This window comes from Gracilinema caldarium, assembly GCF_029265695.1.
GTDB classification, from domain to species: domain Bacteria; phylum Spirochaetota; class Spirochaetia; order Treponematales; family Breznakiellaceae; genus Gracilinema; species Gracilinema caldarium_A.
Genome location: NZ_JAJUHW010000009.1, coordinates 67,411 through 83,724 on the forward strand (window position 1 = coordinate 67,411; position 16,314 = coordinate 83,724).

At 45.3% G+C, this 16,314-nt stretch carries 14 protein-coding genes, 2 tRNA genes and 1 pseudogene; 9 read left to right on the forward strand and 8 right to left on the reverse strand.

All coding sequences use genetic code 11. The features are described 5' to 3' along the window. Window positions 1-34 precede the first annotated feature (34 nt). Window positions 35-730, forward strand: coding sequence for a PrsW family glutamic-type intramembrane protease (locus tag Q7P68_RS04855; RefSeq protein WP_304223514.1), 696 nt, complete (start codon window positions 35-37; stop codon window positions 728-730). 35 nt (window positions 731-765) lie between these two features. Then, a tRNA-Met gene (locus Q7P68_RS04860) sits at window positions 766-838 on the forward strand. Window positions 839-957: 119 nt separating this feature from the next. Here Q7P68_RS04860 and Q7P68_RS04865 read toward each other — a convergent pair. Then, window positions 958-1,728, reverse strand: coding sequence for a glycogen-binding domain-containing protein (locus tag Q7P68_RS04865; RefSeq protein WP_304223517.1), 771 nt, complete (start codon window positions 1,726-1,728; stop codon window positions 958-960). A 42-nt stretch (window positions 1,729-1,770) separates the two neighbouring features. Here Q7P68_RS04865 and flcA point away from each other — a divergent pair, with 42 nt between their 5' ends. Continuing rightward, window positions 1,771-5,070 carry a periplasmic flagellar collar protein FlcA gene (gene flcA, locus Q7P68_RS04870; protein WP_304223520.1) on the forward strand — a complete coding sequence of 1,100 codons (3,300 nt, stop codon included), beginning with the start codon at window positions 1,771-1,773 and terminating at the stop codon, window positions 5,068-5,070. An 11-nt stretch (window positions 5,071-5,081) separates the two neighbouring features. On the opposite strand, the gene Q7P68_RS04875 is transcribed toward flcA, so the two are convergent. Further along, window positions 5,082-5,153 (reverse strand) — tRNA-Val (locus Q7P68_RS04875). Between the two features lie 269 nt (window positions 5,154-5,422). Here Q7P68_RS04875 and Q7P68_RS04880 point away from each other — a divergent pair. Further along, the gene (locus Q7P68_RS04880) at window positions 5,423-6,016 is read left to right on the forward strand and encodes a diacylglycerol/polyprenol kinase family protein (RefSeq protein ID WP_304223521.1); all 594 of its coding nucleotides are present in this window, start codon (window positions 5,423-5,425) and stop codon (window positions 6,014-6,016) included. On the opposite strand, the gene Q7P68_RS04885 is transcribed toward Q7P68_RS04880, so the two are convergent. Then, the gene (locus Q7P68_RS04885; RefSeq protein ID WP_304223523.1) at window positions 6,005-6,838 is read right to left on the reverse strand and encodes a hypothetical protein; all 834 of its coding nucleotides are present in this window, start codon (window positions 6,836-6,838) and stop codon (window positions 6,005-6,007) included. The two genes, Q7P68_RS04880 and Q7P68_RS04885, sit on opposite strands and share 12 nt — an antisense overlap. Before the next feature lie 77 nt (window positions 6,839-6,915). Here Q7P68_RS04885 and Q7P68_RS04890 point away from each other — a divergent pair, with 77 nt between their 5' ends. Continuing rightward, window positions 6,916-7,668: a DUF2259 domain-containing protein gene (locus tag Q7P68_RS04890; protein ID WP_304223525.1), complete on the forward strand. Its 753-nt coding sequence runs from the start codon at window positions 6,916-6,918 to the stop codon at window positions 7,666-7,668. On the opposite strand, the gene Q7P68_RS04895 is transcribed toward Q7P68_RS04890, so the two are convergent. Then, a complete protein-coding gene (locus Q7P68_RS04895) occupies window positions 7,663-8,409 on the reverse strand; it encodes a lipoyl protein ligase domain-containing protein (protein WP_304223528.1) in 747 nt (248 codons plus the stop codon). The genes Q7P68_RS04890 and Q7P68_RS04895 overlap by 6 nt on opposite strands. 8 nt (window positions 8,410-8,417) lie before the next feature. Beyond that, on the reverse strand, window positions 8,418-8,837 hold the full coding sequence (locus Q7P68_RS04900) for a hypothetical protein (RefSeq protein WP_304223530.1): 420 nt from the start codon (window positions 8,835-8,837) through the stop codon (window positions 8,418-8,420). Between the two features lie 106 nt (window positions 8,838-8,943). Between Q7P68_RS04900 and Q7P68_RS04905 the strand changes: the two genes are divergently transcribed. Beyond that, window positions 8,944-10,002 (forward strand): lipoprotein TP_1001-related protein, encoded by a 1,059-nt coding sequence (locus Q7P68_RS04905; RefSeq protein ID WP_304223534.1) that lies wholly within the window; start codon window positions 8,944-8,946, stop codon window positions 10,000-10,002. Window positions 10,003-10,137: 135 nt separating this feature from the next. On the opposite strand, the gene trxA is transcribed toward Q7P68_RS04905, so the two are convergent. Continuing rightward, window positions 10,138-10,461, reverse strand: coding sequence for a thioredoxin (trxA, locus tag Q7P68_RS04910; RefSeq protein ID WP_304223537.1), 324 nt, complete (start codon window positions 10,459-10,461; stop codon window positions 10,138-10,140). 193 nt (window positions 10,462-10,654) lie between these two features. Between trxA and Q7P68_RS04915 the strand changes: the two genes are divergently transcribed. Together Q7P68_RS04915 and Q7P68_RS04920 are read left to right on the forward strand one after the other, a co-directional pair. After that, window positions 10,655-11,302 (forward strand): MarC family protein, encoded by a 648-nt coding sequence (locus Q7P68_RS04915; protein WP_304223539.1) that lies wholly within the window; start codon window positions 10,655-10,657, stop codon window positions 11,300-11,302. After that, window positions 11,299-13,419, forward strand: a complete 2,121-nt coding sequence (locus Q7P68_RS04920; RefSeq protein WP_304223542.1) for a peptidase U32 family protein — start codon at window positions 11,299-11,301, stop codon at window positions 13,417-13,419. Before Q7P68_RS04915 ends, Q7P68_RS04920 begins: the two co-directional genes overlap by 4 nt. Here the strand turns inward: Q7P68_RS04920 and Q7P68_RS04925 are convergent. Together Q7P68_RS04925 and Q7P68_RS04930 are read right to left on the reverse strand one after the other, a co-directional pair. Beyond that, entirely contained in the window at window positions 13,358-13,828 is a 471-nt protein-coding gene (locus tag Q7P68_RS04925) for a single-stranded DNA-binding protein (RefSeq protein WP_304223543.1), read from the reverse strand. The genes Q7P68_RS04920 and Q7P68_RS04925 overlap by 62 nt on opposite strands. 123 nt (window positions 13,829-13,951) lie before the next feature. Beyond that, entirely contained in the window at window positions 13,952-15,895 is a 1,944-nt protein-coding gene (locus tag Q7P68_RS04930; RefSeq protein WP_304223545.1) for a hypothetical protein, read from the reverse strand. Window positions 15,896-16,060: 165 nt separating this feature from the next. Between Q7P68_RS04930 and Q7P68_RS04935 the strand changes: the two are divergent. After that, window positions 16,061-16,314: pseudogene (locus Q7P68_RS04935) on the forward strand (glutamine--fructose-6-phosphate transaminase (isomerizing)); the annotation flags it as partial.

Here is a 16,314-nt window from a genome sequence, read left to right on the forward strand (position 1 = left end):
AGGGGGTCGCACAAAATTGAGCAGTTCCTTGTTCATGGTTCTAGTAGTAGGCATCTCAGCATTACCGGTTATTGTTCTCTTTTTCTATCTTAAAAAGAGGGTTCCCCAATTTGGCAATTGGCTTTTTATTGCCGCTCTTGCCGCAGGAAGCCTTTCTATGCTGCTGGCAAGTCTTTTGCAGATAACGCTTCCAGCAGCAAATGCCGGTACTTTTCTTGCCCTCATATACACGGTTTTTATCAGGAATGCTATGACCGAAGAACTGGGGCGTCTCCTCGTTTTAATCCTTCTTTTTTGGATACTCCCCGTTTTTTATCAATTTGACGAACATGAGATGTCGGAAGAACAAAGACTGCTTCCTTTGTATATTGTGGTTTTTATAGGAATAACCGCGGGATTCTCTTTTGCCATGCTGGAGACCATTTCCTATGGCATGCTTAATCTCCAATTGGTCATTGTACGAACCTTAACTTCTGCTCCCTTGCATGCCGCCTGTGCTGCCCGTGTGAGTGTCGCTGCGTGGTTGATATTCAAAGGCGGTGAAGCTCAACGCGGAAAAATGGTAAAAGCCGTTTTTTATGGAATAAGTGCGGTTTTAATCCATGGTATCTATAATTTGCTGCTCCTGTTCCCTTCGTCCTTTGCAGTACTGCCGGTTATATTGGCCTATATCGCTCTTGCATCTGCACTTACCCTGGCTAAAACCAAAGATATTCGACCACTTGACTAAAATTTCGTATTTTGGTATGTTCTTTTAACACACGACGCAGGGTAGAGCAGTTGGCAGCTCGTCGGGCTCATAACCCGGAGGTCGCAGGTTCGAGTCCTGCCCCTGCTATAGCCTTATAAATCATTATAAAGTAATGGTTTATAAGGCTTTTTTATGTCCGCAATCTATCCTCAAACTGAGACTATTAGCATCTGCCGCAATGCTAAGCTTAGCTAATGCATCGGGGTTCATTTTACAACCGCTTCCGAGGCGGTTTGGCCTTCTCTGGTGTACACTTTACGAGGATTATTGGGATCCAATACCCGTTCTCCTTTATAATAAAAAACATAACGGTAGGTACCCGGACTTAAAGGGAGTACGAGTTCGTAATGGCCGGGATAGTTTTCAGTTAGTTCATACATAAAGGGATCCCAGTTGTTAAAAGTTCCCGCCACGGTTACCCGCTGTCCCGGATCTCCATCAAACATAAAACGGAGACTCCCTGCAGGGGCTGAGTAAATCGCCGGCCGTTTCTCATAATCGATTGGATATATTTCTGGCAGGGACATGACCGAATGAACAATACCGGTGGAACTATCCATTCGATAGTTGGGGTTATTGGGATCGGTAACCCAGAGCCCATCTATGATTAGCCGATATCGCAGCTCCTTAAGGCCTTCAGGAAATTCATAGACGAAGAAGAGAATCCCAGAATCAATATAGACTGGATTCGTTGCAGTTTTCTTTTTTTCGGTACCAGGTGTTGGCTCTGGAGGATTTTCCGTTTTCATTAATTTTTTAAACCAGTGAACTGTGCTAAACCCTTCATGGGCAAAAGCAATGCCGACCCTGCGGGATGTGGAAGGAAAGGTAAATATCACCGCGTCCTCATAAAGCTCCGGTGCTCCGGCCTTTTTAATGGCAAGAAGATGATCTAAAAACCTATAAGACTCCTGATCGAGACCAAAAAGAGAAGAGCTGAATATAATGAAAAGAAAGATTAGCACAAAGCGTTTCATACGTTCTTTACAATTATCGGACAATGCTTCAATATCTTGAGTATGCCCTCTTTGCAGGATTTACAGGAATTTAAAGCTTCTTTTAAGGAAATTGGCCGGGAAAGCTCTGTCCTTACAGAAACAGGCGAGCAGTATGACGATTTACCCTTACCTGACACAGAGCCGGTTCCGCTGGATTTACAAGCAGAAGCATTTTCGGGTGTTGCCAGTGGCGAAGAATATCCGCTGGGCGATGAGCAGGTCGATACTTTGAGCATGCCTGAAAATGAGGCGGCCGCTCCTGCTTCTGAAGAGGAAAATTTTGACTTCAGCGGATTTATCGATTCGTTAACTGAAAACGCATTTGCGGAGCCAGAGGAAGCAGCCGGAGAAAGCGAGCCTATAGGTGCTGAAGAAGCCAACATAAGCCAGAATCAAGCGGATTTTCAAAGTAATTCCCCGGAAGGCGAAGATTTTTCAGTACCGGAAGATCTCCTGCAAGGCTTTTCAGACGAGATTGAAGAAAGCAGAACAGAGGCCGGGTCCGACGCCAGCTCTGAAGATTTTACTGAGACCGGAGTCGAAGCCGGCAATGAAGTTGGTTATGAAGCCGGCACCGAAGTTTACTTCGGTAATGAGGCGGAGAGAGAACCTGAAGATTTCAGCATCCCGGACCTTGGTTTGGAGGGAGTTTTTTCACCAGAAGCCTCCAGTGAAACACAAAATGAAACATCGAGCCAGGAAACTACGGAAACACCTGAATATGGGGAATCTGAAACAGTCGATGTTTTCGGAACCGATTTTTCATTGCCCCAAGATGAGCAAATCGAAAGTCCTCTTGATGAAACTGGGGCAATTGAACAAACGAACACAGCTATCGGCCCTGAAAACGATATTCTGGATCTGGAAAATCTTGGAGGAGAAGAACTTGGGTTCGAAAAAATTCCGCCCCAGTCAAAGCCTCAAGAACCCGCCGAGACTGAAACTGCTGTCCCCGAAGAACCGGAAGCATTTGATTTTTCCATTCCTGAGTTTGAAGGGCCTATCCCTGAAGGAAGCCCTAGTAGCGGTGCGGAAGCAGCCGCATCGAGCGGTTTAGGTGACCTCGGATCTCTCGGTGAACCATCTCTCAGCGAATTTGATGAATTTTCACTGGGAACTGAAACCATAGAAGGTTTTGGTTCTGAAACTGCTGTGGAGAAAACTGAAACCGGTTTTACCGGTATGCCCGCAATGGAAGACTTTTCCCTCGCGGGTATTGATGATCTTTTTAAACAACCAGAAGAAGCCCCACGCGGCCCTGCCCCAAAGGGCCGAACTGCCAAAGCTGCTGAACCAAAGGGTGTAACGGTCGAAGAAATCTCGCTTTCAGAAGAGGATTATAAAAAACTCGAAGCTACCCTCGCATCCTACCCCCTGAACCTCAGAATAGCCTGTGAGGAACTCATTGCTGAACAAGCGGTGGTCCCCGACCAGATGGCTGCTTTGATTAAAATGCTGGTTAACGGGGCTTCTGCAAAAGAAACCGCCGCATTGGCTGGAGGTCTTTTAGGACGAAGCATTCAAATTCCGAAGGGGTTTGAAAAGAAAACCGGCGAAGAATTAGAAGCCGAACGGGCCAGCTTCGCCTATATTTTCCGGCATCGGGTACTGCCGATTTTAGGACTCTTTGTTTTTGTCCTTCTTGTTTCAGCTTCTTTGTTCTATCTGACCTTTGAGTTTATCTATACCCCCTTGAAGGCCGAATCAATCTATAAAAAAGGATACGAGCGCATTGAGGCTGGTGATTACCAACGGGCTAACGAACGGTTTTCCGAAGCCTTTGGTCTCTGGCGAAATAAGTCATGGTTTTTTAAATACGCACAAAAATTCAGGGATAAACGGCAGTATATCTATGCAGAACAAAAATATGAGGAACTGCTTAGGTATTATCCGCGGGATAAGAAAGGTGCCCTCGAATTTGCCGATTTTGAAGCTACTTATTTAAATAATTACTCCAAAGCAGACCGTATACTTCGAGACCATATCCTCGAGTATTCACTCGAAGACAAAGAGGGTTTACTTGCCCTGGGAGATATCAACCTTGCGTGGGGTGACTCGGATCCCAAGCAGTACGGAGACCGGTATGAAGAGGCAAGAAAAGCCTATGCCCGTTACATGGGGCGTTACGGAAGGGAAGATCCGGTGATGGAGCGGATGCTCCGATACTTTATCCGGGTAGATAATATTGCTGAAGTTCTTTCTATGCAAAGCTACTTCATGGAATCAGAGAAACGAAAAATTAGCGGTATGAGCCTTGCAGAAATGGGAGGCTACTTGCTCGATAAGAAACTTCAGGTTGTAACAGGAGTGCCAGATAAGCATATTGCCCAAATCGAAGGTTTGCGGGAGGTCCTGCAGCGGGCTATCAAGAGAGATAAGAACTTGCCGGAAGGATATTATCATCTGGCCCGCTATTTTTCAAAGTTTGGCAAGCCATCGGATGAAAAAGTAATGCTGGAAATGGCTCTCGATGTATTCGAAAAAGCACCAGAGCTGTCGGGCCGCAGAATAGGGTACCATATCGATACCTACCGCCGCTATGCGAGTTTACTTCGGGATAACCGGGAATTTATATCTGCTCAAGCCCAGCTGATTGCTGGAATAGGGGTCTATGAAGATGCGGTACAGCGTAAGGTGCTTGCCCAAACGCCAGAATTTGGAAGATTGTACGCAGATCTTGCGGATATTGAATATTTCAGTGCAGGTAATTATGACGAAGCCCTGAAACATTATGCTCTTGCCCTTGCTCATGGTTGGGCCCAGCCTGAAACTCAGTATCGCATGGGAGTAATTTATTTTACTAAAAAAAGCTGGCCGGAAGCTCTGGAAAAGTTTTTTGAAACCTCTGTGGAGTTCCCGCTCAACCGACGGCTTCTCTTTGCCTTAGGCAATACATCGTATCTGAGGGGAAATTATTTTGCAGCCCAGGGGTATTATAACCGACTCCTTGATATGCTGGAAACCGAACGTTCCCGATTTCCCATGCTGGTGCCTAACGATAGGCCAGAACATATGGAACTTGTTGAACGGCTTATGATGGCTAGAAACAACCTGGCAGCGACCCTAGAAAATTTGGCAGATGATACTGGCAATGCTTCCCTGCGGTCCCAAGCCTTAGCCCTATATGCCGAATCCTCTCGGGCCTGGGATTTAATAACCCGGGATCCAAAAAGTATGATTCGTTCGGACTCTAAAAATTTAGCCTATTTAAACACCCGGAACGCACTATATCCGGTAAAAAATTACGAACGGCAGATTTATATTTATCTGGATAAGGATGTGCTGGAGCCTTCCCCGTGGGAAAAATTGCTGCAAAAATAATGGCTTTCTGTTGGACGATACTGGATTTGAACCAGTGACTTCTACCGTGTGAAGGTAGCACTCTCCCGCTGAGTTAATCGTCCAACAGAAAGCCCTGTTCCTGAGGCAGATACTATCATCATCATTATCTTTCTGTCAAGGTAAAACCTTCCTGATTACAGAGTAGTCAATTATGAATATTTTATGTCTACAATTGTAGACATAAAATAGATATACATCATTTTATTGATGTTAAAATAAAAATAAATATATATATTTCAATGAAATAGAACTAAATGACCTGGCTTGTTTTGCTTGGCATGAAAATTGCTATATATTTATTGTTTCGGAATAATGACGGGGTAAAAACGACATGATATATTCAAAGACGACCGATGAAATACAGACTGAAGTAATTAGAAAATCAATTCATTTTCTCATAGCTCTGGTACCAAGTTTGGCAGTCATTAGCAAGTCTGGAACGCTGGCAGTTCTGGCCCTTGGAGTCCTGGTGTACTCCTATGCGGAGACTATGCGTTTATCTGGTCTTGTGGTTCCTCTTATTTCTCAGATTACGTCATTAGCTGCCCGGCAGCGCGATCAGGGGCGTTTTGTGCTAGGTCCGGTAACTTTGGGAGTGGGCGCCATGCTGGCATTGCTTTTATATCCAGCTCCTGCAGCATCTATTGCCATATATGCCCTTGCTTTCGGTGACGGTTTGGCGAGCCTGGTTGGTAAGCTCATTGGCAGGGTAAGACCGGCCTTCCTGATGGGTAAAAGCCTAGAAGGCTCTCTTGCATGTTTTATTGCAGTGTTTTTTATGGCCTTCCGGATTTCACGATCTTTGCCGGTCGCGCTTATTGCCGGTCTTACCGCAACAGTCATCGAAGTGTTTCCGTTAAAAGATTTTGATAATATCCTGATGCCTATCGGTGTTGGTTTTGCTGTACAGTTTTTACAGCCATAAATAATACTGGTGCAGGTTGCTGCAATACATCCAAGTGCCAAGTGCAAGCATTGGTACAGCGAGCGCAATCTCCAGAATGGTGTCCGCATGAAGCAGCAAATCCCTGCCCAGTAGCACAAGCACAATACCAATGCTGACAAACATATAATCCTTGCTGCTTTTGTTTTTAATAGCAATAAAAAAGCTCAGTATGGTAATAATTACAATTGTCATCTCAATAAGAAAGAACATGTCCGAAAACCCAAATTGAGGCGTCATGGCAGTATCCCAGCTCATACTATCTATAGGTACCCCTGAAGCTAAAGCAAAACACACAGCCCCATTAAAAAGCAGTAAAAGACCGTATCGCTGCATTTCCATACCCGCAGCATACACACTCGCTAAAAAGAGGGAGAATAGTCCAAAAAGGCGGCTAAAAAGCAGCAATTTGCCGGCAAAAACCGAATAGGTGAGGGATGTGCCGTAGTAATTAATCAAGGGATTAGCCATCCGGCTAATTTCCAGGCTCAGAGATAACACAAAATTGGCAAAAAATAGAATTTCAGGGGCCTGTGTTTTTTCAAAAAGAACATATACGGTAATGATACCTGCCAAACTGTATAAAATGCTTAACCATATTGAAAAGAGCGGCGCAAAAGGATAGGGAGAAAAAAAGGGGGCAAAAAAGGTATGGGCGAACCCAAAGGTACGGTTTATTGCCTGCATTTCGATCTGAGGATAAATCGGAAAAGTTTTGATAGAAAAAAAACCGAGAAACACTACGGTAAGGGAACTCCAGACAATTCCTAGGATAACAAGCCGATTTCTTCCAGATAGGGTCATACCATAACCATAACTTACTCTCAGGGTATACTCAAGACCGGTATAGAAATGCCGATAAGATAACGAAGGAGCATGACATGTATAAACGCCTGTTTATCATTATAATAACGTTTGCGATTTGTTTTACCGGTATTGCTTGGGCCGGGGATGCTGCCACATTTGTGGATCTAGGTTTTTCTTCCGATGGTCATTATTATACATTTGCACAATATGGTGTTGAATCCATAACGCTTAAACCATGGGCCGAAGTTTTTCTTGTCGATGTCCCTAAAAACAACTTTGTGCCAAATGGAAAATTAACCTATACCCATACTGTGCCAATAATTCAAGGGCAGGATGGTACTGGAGCCCTTTATACACTGTTGGCTGCAAATGGTCCTTTATTTAAAAAATATTCAATTGATTTCCTCAGACAAAGCAGGCCGCTCTATCTTTCCATGGATAACAAGGCGGCTGCGAACGAAAAAGAGTCAACAAGCGGCTCTGCTGCCGGAACTTCCAGCGGTACTCCGATTGGAGAGCAGATACAATTTAGGGATTTTGAAAGCGGCGATTCCTATACGGCTAGCTTGGTCAGCCTGGTTGAAGGAACCGGGAATGACTTAAAGTCTTCGTTTTTTATCAATCTTGAACGAACAAAATCGGACAACAACAAAAAGAAGTATGTGGTTGGTTCTCCGTCCATTAAACGGTCCCTCATTGCTTCCTACCGTATATGCCGTGTCATGATTGCCCCTAAAGATGGCTCGATGATTTTTGTTATCGAAATGACTAAAAGGACTTCATCTGGACTAGATATCCGATATATGGTGGAAGCCCTTCGTTTATAGATTGTAGATCCACGCTGGGCTTTGGATGTGTGCTAGATAGTCAGTAAAAGCCGAATCGGACAGAAATTGGACTGCAGAAATAATTTGTGCTGGGTCCTGTGAATAGTTAGATGCGAGCAGGTTTTGTATATCCTTGACAGAAACCGAAGTGTTCCATTCAGAGAGCTGACTTACCGGTGAACGAACCGACCGGATGTGTCTGCTCTCTTTTTTTTCTACCGCTGGTGTTAGGTAAAGCTTAAGTTTTTCAAGCTGGGAATTGATCAGCAAGGTCCCGTGGTGAAAGGCTCGATCCGCTTTTTCGCGGAAGGCAGATCCCGATATTTTATTTCCCTGTAAAAGAATGTCGTGCCGTTCATTCAGCTCCACAGGAAAACCCTGTGAACGCAGCACCGTGACAATAAATAAAAGATTATCTTTCCGATCAAAACAGGTCTTAGACCCCATAAAGGTAAAACAAAGGTTTCCCATATCGTGCCATACGGTGCCGCCGCCGCTTTGCCTACGGGCCAGTAAAATGCCATCCCGTTGCATGGCTGAAAGATTACATTCAATCTCCGGATCCTGAAATCTTCCAATGACTACCGAATCAGTGTTTTGCCAGAGGAACAGTATCGTTTCATCCTCTGTAAGCTGAGAAAAAAGCAAATTCTCCAGGGCAAGATTTTCATAAATATTACTGGATTGGGAAATGATGACCCGTTTACGAAGATTATGAGCTTTGGCCACCTTAGTTTCCATCAGCCTTTTTAAGAAAGTCGTTTTATTGGCCTGAGTACCTGGGTTACGAGTTCATCCTCTTCTTTGAGAACTCTTAAAAATACAAGGGGTTCTAGTTCGAGTCTTCTCCATAGCCCTTCTTTTTGGACTTCGATTGCCATGGCTGTAAAAAGCTCTTTGTTCGGATGTTCCCAGACCTGACCAAAAAGATACAAGCCCTGTGGAATAGAACATTGAGGTGTCTCGCTTCTTCCGCTCTGTACTCCGGCAAAGACCATAGGACCCAGATAATTTTCAGGGTCTGGCTCGATTGAAAAAGCGTTTGTGTCAGGTAAAGAAAAACAAACCGTCTGTTCTCCTGAATCAAGTACAGCGAAAGGATCAGATACGGGAATCTTGGAATATAAAAAAGGCGAGCGGAGGTCCAAAGTATATATGGTAAAGCTCATAGAATCATCCTACCAAGTATTCTATTTTTTTTAAAGTATTCTGTTTTTTCCTTCTGTACATAAATGAATCGGCAAGTCTGTGCGAAAAGTTCAGGAGGTATTATTGATGAACAAAGCCCGGAAAATTGTATGTGCTATTACTTTTCAGGTTGTTATCCTCACTGGTCTTTTAGCTTGTAAGGGAGAAACGGTACTCCAAAATATCATTTCCTTTGATACCATAATGCCTGAGTTTATCGGATCAAAGGCGGTATCTGCCACAGAAATTGCCTTTGAATTTTCAGTTCCTGTTAACGTAAAATCAGTCCAATTCGATCCTCCTGCAGAAATAGAACAGATCGAGGATGGGCAGCGGGTGGTGGTAAAAGTTATCCACCCTTTGCCAGCAGGAGAACGTTTTATGGCTGATTTAATCGTATCTGATTCAAAAGGGAATATCCTTAATGTACTTACTCCCTTCCGTGCTCGAAATGAGCGGCTGCCGAATATGGTCATTAATGAAATTCGTACAGAATATAGTAAGCCAAAGGTGGAGTTTATCGAACTATATACAAAATCAGCAGGCAATCTGGGTGCTATTTCGGTAATTACCGCGATAAATGGAAAAGATAAGCCTATTTACGAATTTCCTCCCATAGAAGTTTCCCAGGGTGAATACATTGTGCTGCATCTGAGGACAATAGAAGAGGGGGCTGTGGATGAACTTACGGGTGATCTGAGTCGTTCAACCTGTACTGAGACATCTACTTCTGCTCGAGATTTGTGGATCGCTGGAAACGAAGAACGGCTTCGCAAGACCGATGGCGTAGCTCTCTTGAATCAGGATGGAGGCATTCTAGATGCGGTATTGTACAGCGAGTACACAAGTGGAGAATGGACAAAAAATGAACTTGTCCAGTTTTGTACGCTCCTTTCAGAAAACAGTGCTTGGCAAAGTAAAGACCAGATGCAAGGACCGATCCTCCCAAAGGATGCTTTCGGAAGCAATGTTACCACTACGACAAGAACTATCTGCCGGGATGAAACTGTGGCAGATAGTCATAGTTCTCAAGATTGGTATATAACTGTGACAAGCGGCGCTACCCCCGGCCTCCCGAACAGAACAGAACGTTATGCGGACACCACCTTAAAGGCCGTCAAAATGGTGAGTAAAAATAAAAAATAACTTTTTCAGAAGTTGGCCATTACTCTTTGAGTTATGAAATTGGCTTTGCGATTGCTTACGGTTGCATGCTGTTTCATAGAGAACGCACGCAACCGTTGCGACAAATCGGGATTTTCAAGGTAGTTCTTTCAAAACTCAGATCAGGTCCTTAAACAGGTTCTCAAGTTCATGTTTGGGTAGTGCTCCTACCCGCTGGCGTACGACAGATCCATTTTTAATAACAAGCAGTGTTGGTATCGAAACAATACCAAATCGGTTAGCTAATTCGCTTTCCTCATCCACATTTACTTTGCCAACCTTAAGTTTTCCCGCATATTGGGTGGCTATCTGATCTACCAGGGGGGCAATCATTTTGCATGGCATGCACCATTCTGCCCAAAAATCTATAAGAACGGGGAGTGAGGACTGCATCACTTCTGCATCAAAATTGGATGCGGTCAGCTTAACTTCTGTGCTCATGGGGGGCTCCTTATCCTTTGATAATGACGACTGCTTGCGGTTGCTTTATCGCCGCTGCGCCTGCGGTAACGCAAAAACGCCTGCTTATATACTACTTAAATAACTGAAAAAAAGCAAAGGGAGACAAGAAGGACTGAGCCCCTGGGCTCTATCCCTGTACCAAACTTAAAAAAAACAGTATATTCCTTTGTCTATGCTATCATTATTTATCCAGATTTTATTTACTATTTTTATCGTTATTGATCCCTTTGGGCTTGTTCCCATGTATATTGGCCTTACCGCACGGCTCAAGTCGGAAGAAAAAAAACGGACCATAAAACGGGCGGTTTTTACAGCCTTTGTGATTTTGTCTTTATTTATAATAGCCGGTAAGTGGCTGCTGCTCATACTAAACATACATCCTGGTTCCTTTTTTATAGCCGGCGGTATTATGCTCTTTATTGTGTCCCTGGAAATGCTGTTTGGACAGGCAAATAGGTCAAAGGTTTCCAGCAATGAAAATCCTTTGGAAGAAGATGAAGATGAACGGACTTCGGTAGCAATTTTCCCCTTGGCCATTCCTATGCTGGCAGGTCCCGGCGCTATCACTACCATACTACTTTTTACCAGTTCTACCCACCCGGTGCTACTTGTTATGCCCATGCTCTTCGTGGCGGTTATCCTTACGCTGACTGCGGCTGCCCTGGCCATGGGTGCGTCGGAGTATATACTCAAAGCTCTCGGCCGCACCGGCGTATCAGTCATCGAACGTATAATGGGACTGTTGCTTTCGGGCCTTTCTGTCCAGTTTGTGTATGACGGCCTTGTAAAACTAGGCGTTCTTGTAAAGGTTATACAATGAAACCAATTGAATTGCTCGCCCCCGCTGGATCCCCCGAAGCCCTCGATGCGGCCATACATGAAGGGGCGGATGCGGTATATCTGGGGCTTAAAAATTTTAATGCCCGCCTTAGGACTAGCAATTTCGCCTATTCCCAATTCGAAGGGGCTGTAAAGAGCCTACATAGGATGGGGAAACGGATCTACGTTACGGTCAATACGGTTTTTGAGCAGCGCGAAGCTGACCGGATGTACCAGTTTTTGAAATACCTGGCCGCTATTGGCCCTGATGGGATTATTGTCCAAGACTTCGGTGTTGCCCGCATGGTCCGGCAGCATTTCCCTTCATTAAAACTGCACGCTTCCACCCAGATGAACGTGTCAAGTTCCAGGGGCGCCAATGTACTTTCCCGGCAGGGCTTTAGCCGTGTTGTGCTGAGCCGGGAACTTACCATGGAAGAGATCAGGGCGATCAGGGAACGAACTACCATGGAACTTGAACTCTTTGTCCATGGAGCCCTCTGTGTCAGCGAATCGGGACTGTGCCTTTTTTCAAGCTATTTGGGCGGAAAATCCGCAAACCGCGGCATGTGTACCCAGGCTTGCCGCAGACTGTATCGGAATAATGACGAATCTGGCTATTATTTCAGTCCCGCGGATCTCCAGCTTATTGATCAGGTACCGGTCTTTGCGGATATTGGAATTGCATCGCTAAAAATAGAAGGCCGCATGAAGAGTGCTGAATATGTGGGGACAGTGGTTTCTGCCTATCGGCATCTTCTGGATAATCTGGACGGCAACAGAGAACAGGCCCTTGAAGAAGCAAAAGCTATTCTGCGGCATGACTTTGCCCGTCCAAAAACCTCTTTTTATATGGATACTGCAGGGCCCTCTGCATGGCTGGATCCCAACCAGGCCGGAGGCACCGGAATACCTCTGGGCACAATCTATAAAGTTCGGGGAACCAGTGGAGACCGGCGGGGTTTGCTGGGAAAGACCTCAGTCACGATTGAAGCCGGTGATTCAATTCGGCTCCATAAAAAAGATGACTCGGAACGCAAATCTCATAAAATCAGTCAGGTAACAGTGAGTGATGAAGGTGTTTGGGTATCCATCCCGGATAATTTTGATATTGGGGATTCGGTATATATTATCCAAACCCGGGCAATGACAAAGCGTTACCCATCGGTATTGCCTAAAGATTTGAGCCCTTTCAGGCGTATGCCGGGAAGGGAGATTGCGCCTCAGGTATCGCTTCCCCTGCCGGGGAAAACAGAAAAGGATCTTTTCCCCGAAGGCATTTATGCTGCGGTGTCCCGTATCGAAGACCTCTTTGTCCTGCAGTCTGCAAAACCGGTTCGGGCCATGCTTTCTTATACCCGTTCCGTGGCTCAGGCAATCCTGGAAGGAACCGGTCCCCTGCCATTTTCTAAAAATGAACTGATCCTCGTTCTTGATCCCTATTATCCAGAAAAACTGGAAAACCTTTTTCCAGATGAGATCTCGCAGCTGCTTGCGAAGGGATACCGGCAGTTTGTGGTAAACAATCTTGCTCATCTTTCGCTCTTTAGAAATACCGATGCTCGTCTTATTGCCGGCCCCTATCTTTACAGTTTTAACAGCTGGTCCTTTGCCCAGCTCCATGAACAGGGGCTCATCTTTAAGGTGACGCCTTTAGAAAATAACCGCCAAAACCTGGAACGGACTGTTAATGAAAATCTGCGGCCCTATACCTTTGTGACCCTCTTTGCATACCCTGCCTTGTTCCGTATCCGGGCTGATCTTTCCGAGCAGTATACTTTTGAGTATTTTTCTGACGGCAAGGATGAAAATTTTAGGCTTATTACCGGTGAAGACGGCAGTTTAGTAATTCCTGAGCAGCCTTTTTCTATTGTTGACAAGCAGGAGTTTCTTAAGGAGGCCGGTTTTAGCCGCTTTATTGTGGACTTTTCCGGTCCTCCCCTGAAAAAGGTTGACTATAAGGATGTAATGTCTGCCCTTAAAGCGGGTAAAAGTCTTCCCAATACTACCCGCTTTAACTGGAAGGATGGCTTTTATTCGAACCCCGATGAGGGTCTTAAAAAACCATCGTCTCAACCATCGGTTCCTCGGCAATCTCGGAAGCCACAAGGCCGCTAGTATCTAGCTCTTCTTCAGCTGCTAAAGCAGCAGCGGCCAGATCTTCCTTGGTTTCTTCGCTCTGGCTGTCTTTTTTGTCAGAGAAATCGGGGCGGAATTCTACATGCTCTGCAATAATAACAATTTTTGCCCGGGGTTTGCCGTCCGGTCCTTGCCATCGTTCCTGTTTGAGCCTCCCAACGACCCGTACTCCCCGGCCCTTGTGCCCCAGGGTATGGCAGCTTTCTGCGAGCTTTGACCAGGTTTCCACTTCAAAAAAGCTTACTTCCTTTTCAAAGCCCGTGTCCTGTTTGTAAAAGCGGTTAGATGCTAGACTGAAGGTACAGACCGGGGTCCCCTTTGGCGTGGAACGGAGCAAAGGATCCCGGACGAGATTTCCTTCGATCAATATGGAATTTAAATTGTTCATCGGTGCCTCCCGATACATAGGATGGGGACCAATATGGGTCCCGTATTAATGTCATCCTTTGTACAGGGCATTCATTGTTTTTTGCTTTAATCGGTCTGTCAAAGAAACGCGTTCTTGCCGCTTTTATTCGGTGAGCAGCTTAACGATATATAGCTGGATGTACAATTTAAGCGATTCCTGGGCAGGAAGTTTCTGGAGGTTCGGCGTGTTGATCAGGGTTTCTGCCAGGTTGGATATACGATCCGCCGTAAATGGTGCGTTCTTGAGGCTCCGTATAGTACGGCGCAGATAGTCCCGGATCAGAGAATTGACATCTTCTGTTAGGTTATTCTTTGCATCCACATTGATGATTCTATTCCAACGGTCAAGCAGCTCTTCCATATAGGAATCGAGGGTGTGCCCTTCGGGAATAAGACGGCTTCGGTGTTTAAGGGCGACTTCTCGAAGTTCCTTGCGACGGTCCTTTTGGCGAGCATCCGATGCGCTGTCTCCTGTCTTCTCGTCCCGATCATCCGTATTTGCGCCATTTATGTTTGTTTGGGTAGCAGCTTTTTTAAGTTTTTTTCGTTTTTTACTCTGCCGTTTAAAGAATGCAATGAGTGAGGATATAATAGGCAGTGAATACCAGAACGGAAGCAGAACCTTAACGTCCGTAAGCAGGTCCTTTTGTTTAAGCAGCAAGAGCTCACTCAAGGGGACTAAAGTGCCTTTGTAAAAAAGTCTCGTATGTTCAGGAATGCCGTTTTCTCCCTTTTCTAATTCTTCATGGACCAGGTATAGCTTTTTATCATCCAAGAGGGACACCAAAACGGGAGAGATCCGCTCGGTCAATTCCCAAAGCTCCTGTTCAAAGGCTGCTTCATCCTGCATGGACGGTTCTGTTTCATAGGCTTGCATCAGTTTGAACCAGCGCTGGGAAATAGCTGTCTTTACCTTAGGCCGCACTTCCCCAAGGAGCTTAAAACAAAGGACGAGCATTTTATTTTTTTTGATAAACCATTTAACGCCCTCCCTGCCCTGAACGATTAAAAGGTCAGGCAGTTGGTCCTGTTTAGCCGTGGTTGTTTTGCTTTTAAGATACTGTTCTAGGGCTTCCTGGGTATATTGTCCGAGGAGGGGAACTCCCTTCGTGTCGGTAAAACGGACAATGTCATCGATAGTATAGTAAAAGGGCGGTTTTTCAAGCTGTAACTCCAGGTTCCGGAATGCGGTCTCCGCTTCCTTTTCCCTCGTAACCTTTCCCTTAAAATAATTGTTGTAAACCTCTAAAATAAGCACCGCTTGCAGGGCCGCTAAATCTTCAGGGAGTCGGTCGTTTTTTTTCTTTATATCGTTCTTTATTTGGGTACATAAATAGGCCCAGAAGGGATATATAAAGTCTCCAGAGGCTTCCATATCCCGAATTGCATCAAAGGGTCGGACCAAAAGATGGTTCAGGGTATCCCGAAGCTGGGCTTCCTTACCATGGAACGCTGGTGCCAATTTGTGCTGGATATATTCCTTATTGTTGTGACTTCGCAGGTAATGCCGTATTTTTAAGAGAGATATTTCAAGGAGCCGCTTTTGGAGCATCGGTGTAAGGAGCAATGCTGAGCCAGCATTATCAGGAAAAACAAGTTTATAAATTGGCGGATTTTCAGGAGGATTATCCTTCGGATTCTGGGCAATTAAATTGGGGAGGTCATATTCAATATTGATGTTGCGCACCTGGTTAGCAGGCATTACGACACCGAGACTGTTTTCATCTGGAAAGGGCAGTTCGGCAGACTCATCAATATTCTTGTATGCTTGCTGTAAAAGATCTAAATAAAATTGATGAATTGAGATGACCGTTCCGGCTTCATCGGTGATAAGTTCTATTTTGCCCTGTTCTGCCAGCTTAGAAAGCTCAGACCACACCTTGCGTCCCGTATCCTGAGCCCAATAGGCCAGATCTTCCCGGGTTGCTTCGTAGTGTTTTGCATATTTTTCCAGAAATTGCAGAAAGACCGCAACACTGACCTGGGGAGTCCGGTTTTTGTTCGCATAGAGCCGCAATAGGGTAAAAAGGTCTGTTCCAGAACTCATGATGGTATATCATAACCGGAATCGGGCAAAAGGACAATCATTTTGGTAATTTATATGGTCATCCATGGCCTAAGCCGGTATACTTTTACTAAGCGTATGCCATTAACGGGTGCCACAGGGTACTCGGGCAAACAAAAAAACTTAAAATGAGCGAGGAACCTCATTATGTGCGGTATTGTCGGATATTGCGGACCCAAAAATACTACCCCTATTCTGTTAGATGGCCTGAAACGGCTTGAATACCGGGGATACGATTCTGCGGGTATTGCGGTGCAGAACCACAGCGGAATCCGGATCATTAAACGGACCGGTAAAATTGCGGATCTACGGGCTATTGTTCCATCCAATTTGGAAGGCCATTGCGGAATCGGACATACCCGCTGGGCTACCCACGGCGGCGTTACCGATATTAACGCCCA

What these genes read in the sequence shown, in the direction of transcription:
- Q7P68_RS04865 (WP_304223517.1), bottom strand. Translation starts at nt 1,728, where the DNA reads ATGAAACGCTTTGTGCTAATCTTTCTTTTCATTATATTCAGCTCTTCT.
- Q7P68_RS04920 (WP_304223542.1), top strand. Translation starts at nt 11,299, where the DNA reads ATGAAACCAATTGAATTGCTCGCCCCCGCTGGATCCCCCGAAGCCCTC.
- Q7P68_RS04880 (WP_304223521.1), top strand. Translation starts at nt 5,423, where the DNA reads ATGATATATTCAAAGACGACCGATGAAATACAGACTGAAGTAATTAGA.
- Q7P68_RS04930 (WP_304223545.1), bottom strand. Translation starts at nt 15,895, where the DNA reads ATGAGTTCTGGAACAGACCTTTTTACCCTATTGCGGCTCTATGCGAAC.
- trxA (WP_304223537.1), bottom strand. Translation starts at nt 10,461, where the DNA reads ATGAGCACAGAAGTTAAGCTGACCGCATCCAATTTTGATGCAGAAGTG.
- Q7P68_RS04900 (WP_304223530.1), bottom strand. Translation starts at nt 8,837, where the DNA reads ATGAGCTTTACCATATATACTTTGGACCTCCGCTCGCCTTTTTTATAT.
- Q7P68_RS04890 (WP_304223525.1), top strand. Translation starts at nt 6,916, where the DNA reads ATGTATAAACGCCTGTTTATCATTATAATAACGTTTGCGATTTGTTTT.
- Q7P68_RS04885 (WP_304223523.1), bottom strand. Translation starts at nt 6,838, where the DNA reads ATGACCCTATCTGGAAGAAATCGGCTTGTTATCCTAGGAATTGTCTGG.
- Q7P68_RS04895 (WP_304223528.1), bottom strand. Translation starts at nt 8,409, where the DNA reads ATGGAAACTAAGGTGGCCAAAGCTCATAATCTTCGTAAACGGGTCATC.
- Q7P68_RS04855 (WP_304223514.1), top strand. Translation starts at nt 35, where the DNA reads ATGGTTCTAGTAGTAGGCATCTCAGCATTACCGGTTATTGTTCTCTTT.
- Q7P68_RS04915 (WP_304223539.1), top strand. Translation starts at nt 10,655, where the DNA reads ATGCTATCATTATTTATCCAGATTTTATTTACTATTTTTATCGTTATT.
- flcA (WP_304223520.1), top strand. Translation starts at nt 1,771, where the DNA reads ATGCCCTCTTTGCAGGATTTACAGGAATTTAAAGCTTCTTTTAAGGAA.
- Q7P68_RS04925 (WP_304223543.1), bottom strand. Translation starts at nt 13,828, where the DNA reads ATGAACAATTTAAATTCCATATTGATCGAAGGAAATCTCGTCCGGGAT.
- Q7P68_RS04905 (WP_304223534.1), top strand. Translation starts at nt 8,944, where the DNA reads ATGAACAAAGCCCGGAAAATTGTATGTGCTATTACTTTTCAGGTTGTT.